Origin of the sequence: Collinsella sp. AM42-18AC (assembly GCF_003467965.1) — a bacterium.
Lineage (GTDB): Bacteria > Actinomycetota > Coriobacteriia > Coriobacteriales > Coriobacteriaceae > Collinsella.
The window spans coordinates 1-14,601 of the sequence record NZ_QSFY01000022.1; the positions used below are offsets into that span (position 1 = coordinate 1).

The window sequence follows — 14,601 nt, forward strand, 5'->3', positions numbered from 1 at the left end:
TGACTATTAGCGGCTAAAATCGCCCGGCGCTAACAGCATCGAGGATCTGTACGGAAGGCCGCTCGAGGGCTCGCCAGTGCCCTACGTCTGGCTCGACGCGACCTACGTCAAGGAGCCCACTCTTCTTCGAGATTGTTTTCCGCAAGATAGCCAAAGCAATATCATTCCAAAGGCGTATTTAAAACCCAGCCCCACTGGGGCGTAGCGGTAGTGTGGTAGTAGTTCAGCCACCAGGCCAGTGATATCGTCCTAATAAATTTAACGGGTTAAAGGGCTAGCAAAAACCGATACATCATCTGCATTATGCATTACAAAATGATGCGTAACTACACACCACATCGAAATTAACCTAAATGGCTCGATAATGGAATTACGCTCTTTTGTAATGGAGTCCTCCGGCTGATTCTATTATCTGTTCTACATTATTAATACAAAACTATTCGACCACGACATAACAGCTGAAACAACGTTGCAGCCGGAGCAGGGATATCGCCTCCATTGACAAGCAAATGGCAACCCGCGATGAGAATCATCGGATTTGGTACCGATCCAGACCTCAGCAAAGGGTATAAGCAACGTTTGTATAAGGCAGATTTCCACTTTCCTCAACTAGCAACATTGAAGAACTAAAAGTAAACTGAATCAAATAATTGTATCAAGCTCAGTCATAATAATCCAACCGATTCTCAAGCTCTTTTTCGAGCAAGGCAATCCTTTGTGTAAGGCTTTTGATTGCCAAAACATGACGGCTCACCGCAACGCTAAGGGATAGAGAGATTGCAAGCAACAGCACAATTGCACCCAGGAAGAGGAAATTGGCCGGGTTAACAAACCCAATAGCCGTGGAGCAATAAAAAATAAGCTGAGGGAATAAATCACAAAGCAAGGCCGCCATGCACATTAAAATCCAAAGCAAAGAATACTTAAGAAGCATCTTTCCTTTGGATACGAGTCGAAGAACATAAACGAGGAACCCACCAAAAAAGATGGCTGCCCCAATCCTTAGAAAATAATTCATTATTGGTCTCCCCTATGGATCCAACACACAAGGACAATAGCAAGCGTAACTTTAATCATGTAGTAGACGGAAGAGAGGAGCCCAATGGATGAACGCCCGCCCTGGCGCTCATTCATCTTTACAGGTGCCTCCATAACGGGGAGACCAAGCTTCATAGCCAAAGCTATCGATTCCGGCTCCGGATAATCATCAGGATAGCTCTTGCAGAATAAGTCGATGGCGTCTTTATTGCAGGCTCTAAAGCCAGAAGTGGGATCGGTGACCGCCTTACCTGTAAGCAACTTAAGCAAAAAAGAGAGCCACCTGATTCCAACACGACGCATAAAGGTTGATTGGAAACCGTCGGTCTCGACCAAGAATCGAGAGCCTATCGCCAGACTCGCCCCACCCTCAATCAGCTTAACAAGCTCAGGTATATAAGAAGGATCATGTTGGCCATCGCCGTCAACCTGAATGTCAATATCATAGCCAAATCTCTGAGCATACTTATGCCCCGCCTGGACCGCCCCACCGATACCAAGGTTCTGTGGGAGATCCAATATGTTGACATCATGCTCTCGACAAAGCCTAAGTGTCCCATCCTGTGAGCCGTCGTTAATTACGACATAGTCATATCCAGCAGCCTTAATTGAAGCAACGGTATTGAGAATGCATTCCTGCTCGTTATAAGCGGGAATAATTACCAGAACACGCGGATATCCTTTTGAATCTTTTGTTAAAGCAAATGACAATCGAGTTTCATCCATTCCAAATAATAGTTGGCCCTTAGCGACGCTCGAAGAAAATGCGACCCTTACAGTCCAACGCACTGTCTAGTAATGAATAAAGTTTACAGCATCCGGACTAACCATCGCGAAGTTACATCTCAAGCTTGGATATTTAGTTTGCACGGCTGGCATACAGCTGACGTTCACCTGGAGCCCCCATCTGCCATCGCAAGATACAAATCCGCTGCGGCTCTCGCCCAATTGCGCGGTGCATAAGACTTCGACGCCATTCTAATCGGACAAAACTGCTCCAACTATCCCCCCCATCCCAACGATAGCCTTAATCTTTGGCACTAGCTTAAAGAAACGCGATCTGGGTTGATACAGGCGAGGCCAACATGCAGCAGCGACGCGACGCCGGACGCTAGCAATAAATAGGCGCCGAGACCCATGTCGGCCCCAAAGCCAGGCGCAATAACAGCGGCGTGCTTCTTGATATTCAGCGGTGCTCAAGCGAGCAAATATTCATGAAATAGGAGGAATCGACAATACCAAAATCGGCACTTATATCCAACTTCACGCAAAAGCCGAACAAAAGCCCTTGATTATCAACTTCATCCGAACAAAAGCCAGCCAAGTATCACTTAGCAAATACAAAACGCCTTCTCGACATCCATAGCAGTGGCATCCCAGTTATATCGACTTTCAACAAGCGCCCTAGAGTTTCGAGACTGAAGAGAAAGCAGCTCTCGATCATCAAAAAGCCTGCATAATGCCGAAACCACCTCATCAGATGCCATGGACCGAATTATTGTGCCGTAGCTATCATCTAAGATAAGCTCGCGTGCCCCGCCCACATCTGTTACCACTGCAGGCGTTCCGCAGGCTGAAGCTTCAAGAAGTACCGTTGAAAAGCCTTCGGAACGAGTTGGAAGACAAAGCACATCTGCTTGCTGAAGTAAGGAAGAAATATCCTCTGTGTTACATCTCCCAAGCCAAAACAAGTTAGACGAACAGGCTTCCTTGACCTCATTAGCCAGCGGACCATCCCCTGCAAGAACAAAACAAATATCACGCTTGGTAATATCTTTTGTGCGAGCCGCCTCAATAATTGAATTAATTCCCTTTTCAGGAATAAGCCGCCCGACAAAAGCTACAACCAAAGATGACTGAGGGATACCTAATTCAGATCGGAAATCTCTCCCCGAAGAAATACTCCTATAGAATGAGGCATTGATTGAGTTTGAAATGACGCCCTTTGCAGTGATATTAAAGTGCTGAAGCCATTCAACACTTTTAGAAGAAATCCCATAGAAATCAGGGTCAAACGTCTTTACGCGATCCGTAATCCAATCCTCATATCGGCGCACAAAAAAATCAAGGAGTGGCTGATTGAAGGAAAGATACGCTGAGCCGTGGTCGAGAACGACAGCCTTAGCACTATGATCCGCAGCAAACCTCAGCCCTTCGAGCGAGAGAGGGAAAAGTCTCGTGTTTATCAGAACACCATTCCACTCATAATCATCAAGGGTTTGCAGGAGTCGGTAATAATCACTGGTTTTTTTGGGAAGAGGAAGTCTTCCATCAAGTAACGGAATGCAAGGAAGACGAATTACCTCCAGGCCGTTTTCGACTGAATGACCGACTCCCACGCGCATCGAATCATTAGTAACGATAACCACCCTATCGCCGCGTGCAGTCAAGGCGTGAGCGAGACCATCGACAAAATTACCAATTCCACTAAGTTGCGGGTGATAATGGTGAGTGAAAATACAAATAGAGGAGCTCATCACATAACCTCATCTGATATAGATGTCATATCCTTAATTCTGTGCCGTCCAGACTTCCCCATCTCCAAAGTCGAGCAAGAGCGGAAGATGGGTATGTCGATTATCCGGTGACGGTATTTTTTTCCAATCGCCATACATCGTTGTAAGATATTTATCCGTCATACGAGGAACAGGGAATTCACTGCCTTCGAAAACCGCGCTGCTCAGAGGGAAAATCTCTGAAATAGGCACTGGCGCCATATTCGGCCAGCTTAACGTCAGACAGTAATCAGAGACCTCACCCGTATTTGAGTCGGCAATACAGGAATCGAACAAATCCTGGTAAGAGCATGCGCCTCGAGAAACCAGTTGTTCCACCACGTGCATAGCAGAACAACCAATTTGCTCGAGTTGACCAAGGAACCCTTTATGAGGGACAACAATGGAAGAAGAATGATATAAATAAGCTCTTTTCTGTGCAATTGATGCAGTTCGGACTTGCTTTGCACGAAGGCGTTTATCTGTATAGAGCTGGTCATATGGAAAGATGTCGACAAAAATGCCCATCGAACTGGAAGCCTCTCGAGCCTCTTGATTCTCGAAGCGAGTTCCATCGCGATACACCTTAGCAAACATCGCAGCATAGCCAGTAGTATTCCGCGATGTATGGAGCGAATATCCTTCCGGTAACCCACCCTCGGCTAAAGAGCAAAAGCGGTCATAATCTGAACGCATCATTCCGATATCTATATCATCATCCCAAGGGATAAACCCCCTATGACGCATTGCTCCTAAACATGTTCCACCGTCAAGCCACCACCTGATGCCGTGCTTAGAGCAGAATGCGGCGACAACCTGAAGGATATCCAATTCAGTGTTTTGAAGCTTTAATAGCGCGTGAGCTTTAGACATCATCGGCCTATCCCTTTTCCCCGAACCATTGTTGCGTCTGTTTCCCCAAAACAGAAGACTGATAAATAAGGCAAATGGCATTGGATATAAGCGCCGATACAGTAGGGCCATTTAAGCCAAACAGCATTTGCGCAGGAGCCATAACAGCGACAGCACTAATTAAGGACAGCATGCTGCCAACAAATACCCCTCGGTAATTATCAAGAGAAACCAGCAAATCGTTGACAAACCAAGCGATCCCAGTCAAAAAGGCACAAGCCAACATAGGCTGAAGGAGATCGGTATGTTTAGCTATTCCAGCGCCATAAAACAGTGACAGCAATAATTTACCGAAAAAGAAAAGGGCAACTGAAGATATGACACCGACAAAAAAGATGCCAGCAAGTATTTTACCTATGAGCGAAAAAAAGGACTTTTCTCTAGAATGGTAACGCTCTACTAGATAACCTAATAAAGGATTATAAATATAAGTCGCACCCATTTGGATAATTGCCACAGGTGCAGCAACTGATGCATAAATACCCAGAGCAGAATCTCCGAATGAATAAGATAAATACTGCCTGGGAATATTCGGCGCCGCAGAAGCAGCAATGCCGCCCAGAACGATGGGCAAACAGCTACATAGGAAGGCTCTGACCTTCGCTCCGCTAATTCCAAGCTTGATTGCAGAAATCCGATTTGATCTTGGAAAATCGTAAATAACTCCAATGCCTATTGTCACTACCGTCATAAGCAACAGTGCACCTTCGAGGCTATTGAAAAATCCAAAGACAAGAATGAATGAAAGGAGAGAGCCGATGCCCTGCATTATGAGGGATTTCCCAATATAGTCCATCCTATGACCAACCTGATCATTAGCATGCATGACATCAATGACTAAGCCAGCGGTTTTATAGAGAGCATACAGAAGAATAGCGGGCACCGTACCAATACGACACGTTGCAATGGAATAGACGGCTAACATTGCAAACGCTATAAACGTAGTAAAGAAACGAAAAGTCAGGTATTCACCAGCAGAGTTTTTCCTTTCAACATCTGCAATTTGCACCGTGTACATCCTGTATTGGGCTAATTGAGAAAACATGTTGAAAATAGACATAGCCAGCGAATAAATGCCTGCAGCACTATATCCATCAGACAGCCGAACGACCAAAATGGTGATAAGCCACTGACAGCCTAAATTAGTCAACGAACCGACGGTATTCCAGAACATATTAAGTTTAATCGAAAGAGTCTTCTCTGTGGCCTTCACAAATATAAGTGCCCTTCTAAACCTGTCGAAATGAGGATACGGAGCTATCTCGCAGCTTTAAGTTCTTTTAAAATCAAAATAAACAGCCAATTCGGCACAAGACGTATAATGATATCTGCTTTAGCGATAGACGGGCAAGCTCGTCGGTATTTAAGTAAACCAATTATGGAGCGCCGCTCCCTTGCTTCAGCGAACCCCAATATTTCCTTTAGATGCGGTGAATCGGGAAATCTATCGGCAAATCGCCTAGCAGTATCAACCCTGTTTTTAACTCTTGTCGAATACCAATCATCTTTTGAAGAAACACCTGCAAGGAATCCAGTTTCGTTACCACCATGTCGACGATACTTAACCAAAGGAGTCATAGTAAAGCTGCACTTCCCCAGTTCACTGCAACCCAATGTCAACCACAAGTCATGTGCAGTCGATTCCGGAAAGGGAATCATCGACTTCGCCGCACTCGCATCTAACATGAGAGCCATACCAATGCCGTAACATACGCTTGCGGCCTGTACAGTAATATCCTCTCCAGAGCACCAATTTACTTCCGGCGAATTAGGATGAGCTTTCCTATAACTCTTTACCAGAATATTTCCGTTTTCGTCAATTACCGATCTATCACAAACATCTAGAATTGAGCCTTCTTCTAGCATATGGTTGAGCGAAACTTCAACTCTATTAGGCTCCCAAATATCATCCTGATCGCAAAGTACTACGTAATCCCCTTCCGCCAAGGAGAGCAGCGCCTCGAACGATTTGACATAACCGAGATTATTATCACCGTGATAATACCGATAGGCGTTTTTCGTTATATGCGCTTGGATAAACCGCTCTAATGAATCCGATTCAGGGCAGTCATTTCTAACTAGAAGCGTAAGCGGAAACGTTTGTTTATCTATCGAATCAAGTTGTTCCGCGAAAAACTTAAGATCGGGTTTATAAGCTGAGAGAAGTACGCATACGCCAATATCATTTCCCATTTCTATTTCCAAAAATCCTCCCAAATTCATTGCTAAAGATTATCAAAGCACCCTCAGTTAAAAGAAACTCTTTTAAAAATAGAGTATTTATCCCTGTCTCTTAAAACGAGTGCCTAATATCAATAAGTAACAACCTTCGTTCCATAAGGAATATTATCGTAAATCCATTTTGCGTTCTGGATCTCAAGACGCACGCATCCGGCAGAGGATGGGACCCCCATCGTGGGATCCATCACGCGATTGCTGTTAACATAGTAGGGTGAGGAATGGAATAGGTAATCACCATAGAACTGCGTGTAGTAATAGCAAGTATATCCATGCCCAAAGGAGTATCCCTTACCGTAGACTTGATACTCCCCTATCACCGTAGGCGTGCTAGCCTTTCCCGTCGAACATACATATCGACGGTTTAAGGACCAGTTATTCCAGGATCCAGTGTAAATACTCGTAACGCAACGTGACGTATCGACAAGTATCAGCCAATTTGTATTGCTTGAATAACTTTGAGCCTTAGCATCCATATAGTCTGACACCCACGCGCCGTTGGCCATGAAATAATTCCAGGATCCGTCCACAACGCGCCAGCCAGTAGCCATGGCACCACTAGCGTCAAACCAATACCAGGTACCCCCCAGGTTAAGCCACCCTGTTTGCATATAACCAGACGAATTCAAGTAATACCAAGATCCGTTAACGGCAACCCAGCCGGTTTTCATAACGTAGGTAGATGGGTCCAAATAGAACCAGGAGCCATCCTTGTACAGCCAGCCAGATCGTGCATAGCCAGCGGTCTCATCAAAGAAGTACCATTTTCCGTTAACGTTCTTCCATCCAGCGCAGGGGGAGCCATCGGTTGGATCAGCATAGAACTTACAGCCTCCAAGCATCACAAACCCGTGAGCTTCGATCAATTCGCCATCGCCGTTTGATGTAAACAGTTTTCCATTAAGCAATGCTCCACACAATGAGCAATCAGAACCTGCAAAAGCCTTAGATGGCTCATCCTGAACCGAGTCCTGGACATCAACCCATTCACGACAAGCAACAGCGCCTGAAGCTTTTGCATAATAGCTTTTCCCATTTACAGAAAAATGACCAAGCAGCATTTTACCGTCGGCGGCAGGATCGAGATAATAGTATTGACTACCGTCCTTCAGCCATCCAGCCTTTATAATGCCCGACGCATGAGAAGGCTCAGCGTAATACCAGTCTCCATCGCTCATAAACCAGCCGAGTGACAACGCTCCCGTTGAAGAAAAATGATACTGATTGGATCCGATGACAAAAAAGCCGGTAGCCATTCTATTGTCATTTGCGACATCGAGCCAATACCAAACGCCATTCACCAAACGCCAGCCCGATGCAAGTGCGCCGGAACCGTCAGCGTAATACCAGTCCGTCCCATCAAACGCCCAACCAACAGCCATTGCGCCGGAATCCGATAAATAGTAACGAGACGAACCGACAGAAACGATTCCTCTAGACATAACACCATCATTGGCGGGATCAAGCCAATACCAGTTATTGCCAGTTTGAAGCCAGCCGGTTAAGACTTCACCATTGCTACCCCAATACCATAAACCGTTATCAAGGCACCATCCATTAATCAGTCCATAGGTTCCAAGAAGATAAGGGTGCCCATCAATAACACGTCGACCAGTAGCCATAGAACAGCTGTTAAGGGAGTCAAACCAGTACCATTGGTCTCCAATAAACTGCCAGCCACTTGCCAAAGCGCCTGACGGACCCGCGTAATACCACTTATTTTCAGTAAAAATCCAGCCGCAGCTCATTGCGCCGTCACGAGCGGGGTCCAAGTAGTACAGCGAGTCGTCAATATTCTGAATTCCGGTCAAACGACAGCCATCTAGATAGTAATACCAGGACAAACCGTTCCATTGCCATCCAGATAGTTGTTCTGTAGTCGACGGGTCATGGCTTTCGACAACCTGTAGGCTCGAATCTTCCGTTGTTTTGCCGGCACAATCGCTGGAGTCTTGAGAGCAACCGCCACCGACCAATGCTCCCGGCCCACCTGTCGAGTCGCGCTCTACGACACCGTTATCCGCCCCCTCTTCCACGGCATAAGCAGTGCAAGAAAATGCGGGGGCTATAACTGAGAGTAAGGCGGAAAATAGCATCAAGCCAATTACTCGCCAGCAAATTCGATGATCAATCCGAGCATTCATTTCAGGCCCCCAACCGGTACCGACTGTCTTGCAGGGAATCTATTAAATAAACGGACGAGCTGCGCCGATTACATTTCCCCTTGCACTAATAGGATGAATTCCGACACCTTGATGAGGCCAGGAATCAATCATCAAGCCGCCGCCAAGTGCAATTGCAATATGACCGCGGTAATAAATCACATCGCCGCGTTGAATCGAGCTCGTGCTCACGGGCATAAAGATATTGCTTCGATACCAATTCATGGAATTATAGGTTTGGCTTGGATCCCAGCGATGGTTATAAGGGTTGTAAACACCCATATCCATGCCAGTAGCATAAAGGCACTGCAAGACAAAACCAGAGCAATCAACAGCTCCACCGGGAGCGGTAGACCAAGGCTCAATATATTGCGTACCAATATACTCATAGGCGCGCTGGATAAAGGCGTTCACGCAATCTTCCCGCGTTGCTTCGACAGAAATGCGAGAAGGGGTCACATAGGTAAAGTATCCGGTGCAATAGCCAGGCAGCCGAACAGTCCAAGAACTGACCTGAGGATACTGGGATGGATTTTGCCAGCCAACTTTGTCGCACTGTCCATCGCTCCAGAAAACTCGACGAACGCCATCGATGGTTCTTGCGCCCGTTGCCATAGCGCCGCTGCCGTCTAACCAATACCACTTACCCGAATCTTTAAGCCAGCCAACATGCATGCTTCCATTGGACTCAAGGTAATACCATGTTCCATTCAGGCATTTCCAACCAGTTGCCATTTTTCCGTCAGCGTTTAGGTAATACCATGCACCGCCAGTAAAAACCCATCCGGTCTTCATCACGCCAGAATCAGCATCAAGCCAATACCAATCGCCGTCAATCTGCAGCCATCCACGATGAATGACGCCCGTTCCGGGCTCTGCGTAAAACCTTAGATTTGCGACGTTAACCCAGCCGGACGCAACCTGCCAACCATCAGCTCCGGCGGTTTTAAGGATAGTGCCGTTTTCGCGAATCACATCCTTGCAAAGATATCCATTATCATCAGCGTATCTTTGAACGCCGTCATTAACGGTAACCCAGCTGGAAACCATAAGCCTACCGCTCTGGTTTGCAAAAAAATCGTTGCCGCCCACCTCAAATAAGCCCGTTTTCATGAGATGGCTAACAGGGTCCAGGTAATACCAGCTCGTGCCCTCTTTATACCAGCCAGAAATAAGTGCACCAGATTGGGAGGCGAAATACCAGCCGTCCTCGACCTGAGCCCAACCAACAGCCATAGCCCCGTTAGGCTTTAAATAATAAGCTGCATTGCCAAGGTCTAAATACCCAACGGACATCTTACCATCGGAGGCTGGGTCGAGATAATACCAAGCGCCGTTAACGAGTTTCCAGCCAGTGGCCGCAATACCGTTAGAGCAGTAATACCAATCTGCTCCGTCTTTGTACCATCCATTTGCGAGGCCATAGTCACCAAAAATGTAGGTTCTTCCATCAATCTTTTGACGACCCTTAAACATGATGAACGTCTGTGGGTCAAAATAATAGCGAGCCCCACCTATCGTTTGCCATGACGAAGCAAGGGCACCCGATGAATAAGCCCAGTACCAATTCCCGTCAACGAGAATCCAGCCGGTTTTCATAGCACCAGTGGCATCTAAATAGTATTTCCCGCTCCCGGGGTCGACAAAACCAACCTGCATTATATGGGTGGCAGGATCCAGGTAATACCATGTGCCGTCTTGATAAAACCAACCAGCAGCTAAATCGCCTCCAGCATTGGCATAAAACCAATTTCCATCTGAGTTACGTAGCCAGCAGTTCTGATATAGCGCGCCAAAAGGCGTTGCGGCATTGCCGTCATTCGCATAAAACGAAACAGTCGATCCGCCAGCATCGGTCACATTGAAATAACCTGTCTGCATTGCACCATCATTGGCTGGATCAAGCCAATACCAATAGCCCCCGCTTTGCAGCCAGCCAGTTTGGTGTTTACCGTTTTTTCCGTAATACCAAACTCCAGACGACTCGTCTCGTTGCCAGCCATCTTTTATGACGGAAGAATTATCAGGTTGCAAATCATCGGAAACCACAGAAGAAAAATCCGCTTTTGACTCAATACTCTGAGCCTCAACGGAATCCTGTGCAAACGCGACATTCGCACTCAGGGGCAAGCAGCAAGCAGTGACTAATGACGCAGCAGCACAAACAAACGTGGCCTTCTTTTCGAATCGATACATAAGCGACCCTCCCAGATATCTCATTTATTTATTTTAATCCACATTCCAGGATTGATTTTCGTTACTGTCTGTTCAGTCTATGTAGATAAATATATTAAATTGAACAAAACGTTCAATCATTCTATTCTTTCCCTAAGCAATGAACATCTTAATTGGAGGCCTGCAGTGGAACTGACCAAGCGTAACTTTACTGTTCTGTACGAATACCTAAAGAACCCATATGCCAGCCAGCGAGAAGTTGCCGAGCGCACTGGCCTCTCACTTGGATCGGTAAACGCAGCAAATAAAGAGCTTACGAATGAGGGCCTTCTCGAATCGGACAGCCTAACCGACAGCGGTTACGAAGCACTTCACCCCTATAAGGTTGAAAACGCAGTGATATTGGCTGCGGGGCTTTCGAGCCGCTTTGCTCCCATTTCGTATGAAAAGCCCAAAGGCCTTTTAAAGGTACGTGGTGAGATTCTCATCGAACGTCAGATTAGGCAGCTGCAAGACGCAGGTATCAGCAATATCACCGTCGTTGTCGGCTATAAAAAAGAATATTTCTTCTATCTTGAAAGCAAGTTCGGCGTTTCGATTGTCGTCAACAACGAATACGCATCCAAAAATAACCACGCATCACTTATGTGCGTAAGGGAGCGACTTGGCAACACCTACATTTGCTCAAGCGATGATTACCTTCTAAACAATCCGTTTGAAGCATATGTTTGGAAAGCATTTTATTCTGCTCAATATGCTGAAGGCGCCACCAAAGAATGGTGCATTCAAACGGGAGCAATGGATAGAATCACCAATGTTACGATTGGCGGGTCCGATGCATGGTACATGCTCGGGCATGTCTACTTTGATAAAGCCTTCTCGCTTGCGTTTAAGCAGATTCTTGAAACGGAATATAACAAGCCCGAAACAACGGACAAACTTTGGGAAGATCTGTATATCGAGCACATCAAGGAGCTCGATATGGTGATCAAGAAGTATCCTGAGGGCGAGATCAACGAATTCGATTCTCTTGATGAGCTGCGTGCCTTTGATCCGCATTTTATCGAAAACGTTGACTCCGATATTTTCGATAACATCGAGCAAGTGCTCGGCTGCTCCAAATCAGAGATTCACGACGTTTATCCCCTTAAACAAGGTCTTACGAACCTATCGTGCCACTTTAGAACCAATGATGGAGAGTACGTTTACCGCCATCCGGGAGTCGGAACCGAACTGCTTATTAACAGAAATGGAGAAGTAGCCGCACTTAAAAAGGCCAAGGAACTCGGCCTTGACGATACGTTCATCCATGAGGACCCAAAGCGCGGTTGGAAAATTTCGAAGTTTGTACCCAACGCAAAGCAGCCTAATCCACACGATGCTGCCCAAATGAATCGAATGATGCAGATGTGTCGTTCGCTTCACGAGAGCGGTGCAAACGTCGAAACCGAATTTGACTTCTACCTCGAAGCGAAGCGCTACGAATCACTTCTTCTGGAAAAAGGTCCCATCGACATTCCAGGCTACAGGGAAATGGCCGCCGAAATCGATGAATTGGAGCGCTTTGTTCAGGCCGACAATGCGCCAAAATGCCTTTGTCACAATGACTTCTTCTACCTCAATTTTCTTATCGATGAAAACGACAAGTACTATCTCATTGACTGGGAATATGCTGGCATGAGCGATTACGCGAACGATTTTGGAACTTGCAGTGTCTGCTGTGAGCTTTCCGAAGATGAAGTCGACCGCGCGCTTGATGCATATTTTGGGCGCAGGGCAACAAACAACGAAATTGCGCATAACTATGCGCACATTGCCCTTGCAGGATGGTGCTGGTACCTCTGGTCTCTTCTGAAAGAAGCCGAAGGCGACTTCGTGGGCGAATGGCTCTATATCTACTTCAATTACGGTGCCAAATACCTTAAAAAGGCACTGGAGATCTATCGGAAAGGTGAGTAACGATGCAATTCGGCTTTTTTAGCGGTCTTCTTTGGGGCCTTGATACAGTAATTCTTGGAATCGGCTTGGCGCTTGCGCCCTATATTGGATCGGCGGAAGCGCTTGCATGCGCCTCCATTGCGGGATCCTTTCTCCATGATGCCTTCTGTGCAATCTGGCTCTTTGGCTACATGGGAGTCCGAGGCAGACTGAAAGACACGCTCGCTGCACTTAAAACTCGTTCGGGCAAGGTCGTCATCGCCGGCGCTCTACTCGGTGGACCTATCGGAATGACCGGCTACGTATTGGCAATTAATAACATCGGAGCTGCCTACACGGCAATCATCTCCGCCTTCTATCCCGCAGTCGGAGCATTCCTTTCCTTCGTGCTGCTGAAGGAGAAAATGGGCAAAGGCCAGATTCTTTCCCTTCTCGTTGCTCTTTGCGGCGTAATGACGATGGGCTATCTATCGGCCGGGTCGAGTGAGATTGCAAATGCCCCCCTCGGCTTACTCGGGGCGGTGCTTGCCGTTATTGGATGGGGATCCGAAGCGGTGCTGTGCGCATGGGGAATGAAAGATGATGCCGTTGATGACGAAACGGCTTTGCAAATCCGCGAAACTACAAGTGCACTTGTTTATGGAGTGCTCGTACTCCCCCTCTTCGGAGCATGGCATTTCACGTTGGGCGCTATCCCAAGCATGCCCACATTGATTATTGCACTCGCCGGACTCGCAGGAACTGCATCCTATCTGTTCTATTACAAGGGCATTGCGGCAATCGGAGCAGCGCGTGCGATGGCTCTGAATATCTCCTATTCGGCATGGTCAGTGGTCTTTGGCCTGATCTTGCTTGGAACAATTCCCGACATGGCATCCGTAATCTGCTGCGTTGTAATTGTATGCGGAACAGTTTTGGCAGCCAGTAACTGGGACGAACTATTTGGACGTAAGAAGACGGCGTAGCTAGATTAACAAAGTAGCAAAAGGGGAGAGCTCGTCGAGTTCTCCCCTTTTAGCATCATGGCTATTCAATTACCACGGCCTGGCTATCCATCTGTTGCCACGTGCCGAAGAACACTTGGGCATTTCGCGTAACATTGCCGTTAATCGAATCCGAAAGATAGACAATTCCCTGCTCGTCATCATAGCCTTTAAGGACTACGGCATGATTACCGCCCCACAGACCATAGGAATGCCCGTTATACCAACGCGCAGCATAACGGCCTCCTGGCCAACTTCCCCATTCGGTATTCCACATCTCAACAGGTTGACCACAGGTCAGCCTGTTCTTAATGGAAGAAATTGACGAGAAAGAAACGTCTTTTGCCTGCTTGCCACTTCCAGCAGCACGCAGAAAGTTATTACCAGCAATAGTAATCGCAGGTGCGACGCATCCCATGAGACCCCCGCTGCTACGCCTTGGATTGCCATCAAAAGCGGTAACAAAATTGCCATTGCTTCCCTTGGGCAAATAGTAATCCGCAATAATCGTCTTACCTAAACCGAAACCATAGTAGTTAAGCAAGTTTGTAAGGGCAACCGACTCACAGCCAGTAGGAAGTTCCGGGTACTGCGAATAGCACGGGACATCGACCCAAGCGCCAACCATTGTTAGCGCCGGAATAATTTAGCCAAATATAG

11 protein-coding genes are annotated in these 14,601 nt (G+C 46.9%); 2 read left to right on the forward strand and 9 right to left on the reverse strand.

The window, feature by feature from the left end:
* Positions 1-661 precede the first annotated feature (661 nt).
* From DW913_RS09600 to DW913_RS09630, 8 genes are all read right to left on the reverse strand, one after another.
* A complete protein-coding gene (locus tag DW913_RS09600) occupies positions 662-1,018 on the reverse strand; it encodes a DUF2304 domain-containing protein (protein ID WP_117798343.1) in 357 nt (118 codons plus the stop codon).
* The gene (locus DW913_RS09605; RefSeq protein ID WP_117798344.1) at positions 1,018-1,764 is read right to left on the reverse strand and encodes a glycosyltransferase family 2 protein; all 747 of its coding nucleotides are present in this window, start codon (positions 1,762-1,764) and stop codon (positions 1,018-1,020) included. The genes DW913_RS09600 and DW913_RS09605 overlap by 1 nt, the downstream gene beginning before the upstream one ends.
* A gap of 605 nt (positions 1,765-2,369) precedes the next feature.
* The gene (locus DW913_RS09610; protein ID WP_117798345.1) at positions 2,370-3,515 is read right to left on the reverse strand and encodes a glycosyltransferase family 4 protein; all 1,146 of its coding nucleotides are present in this window, start codon (positions 3,513-3,515) and stop codon (positions 2,370-2,372) included.
* 33 nt (positions 3,516-3,548) lie between these two features.
* Positions 3,549-4,409 carry a phosphorylcholine transferase LicD gene (locus DW913_RS09615; RefSeq protein ID WP_158558654.1) on the reverse strand — a complete coding sequence of 287 codons (861 nt, stop codon included), beginning with the start codon at positions 4,407-4,409 and terminating at the stop codon, positions 3,549-3,551.
* Positions 4,410-4,413: 4 nt separating this feature from the next.
* Positions 4,414-5,658 carry a polysaccharide biosynthesis protein gene (locus DW913_RS10000; RefSeq protein WP_147349648.1) on the reverse strand — a complete coding sequence of 415 codons (1,245 nt, stop codon included), beginning with the start codon at positions 5,656-5,658 and terminating at the stop codon, positions 4,414-4,416.
* Between the two features lie 44 nt (positions 5,659-5,702).
* Positions 5,703-6,650 carry a glycosyltransferase gene (locus DW913_RS09620; protein ID WP_158566237.1) on the reverse strand — a complete coding sequence of 316 codons (948 nt, stop codon included), beginning with the start codon at positions 6,648-6,650 and terminating at the stop codon, positions 5,703-5,705.
* Between the two features lie 107 nt (positions 6,651-6,757).
* Complete coding sequence (locus DW913_RS09625) at positions 6,758-8,827, reverse strand: L,D-transpeptidase family protein (RefSeq protein WP_117798347.1); 2,070 nt, start codon at positions 8,825-8,827, stop codon at positions 6,758-6,760.
* Between the two features lie 42 nt (positions 8,828-8,869).
* Entirely contained in the window at positions 8,870-11,041 is a 2,172-nt protein-coding gene (locus tag DW913_RS09630; protein WP_158566239.1) for an NlpC/P60 family protein, read from the reverse strand.
* A gap of 165 nt (positions 11,042-11,206) precedes the next feature.
* Between DW913_RS09630 and DW913_RS09635 the strand changes: the two genes are divergently transcribed.
* Positions 11,207-12,979 (forward strand): phosphotransferase, encoded by a 1,773-nt coding sequence (locus tag DW913_RS09635; protein WP_199580830.1) that lies wholly within the window; start codon positions 11,207-11,209, stop codon positions 12,977-12,979.
* Between the two features lie 2 nt (positions 12,980-12,981).
* Positions 12,982-13,923 carry a DMT family transporter gene (locus tag DW913_RS09640; protein WP_117798349.1) on the forward strand — a complete coding sequence of 314 codons (942 nt, stop codon included), beginning with the start codon at positions 12,982-12,984 and terminating at the stop codon, positions 13,921-13,923.
* 61 nt (positions 13,924-13,984) lie between these two features.
* On the opposite strand, the gene DW913_RS09645 is transcribed toward DW913_RS09640, so the two are convergent.
* Positions 13,985-14,569, reverse strand: coding sequence for a C39 family peptidase (locus DW913_RS09645; RefSeq protein WP_117798350.1), 585 nt, complete (start codon positions 14,567-14,569; stop codon positions 13,985-13,987).
* Between the last annotated feature and the right edge of the window lie 32 nt (positions 14,570-14,601).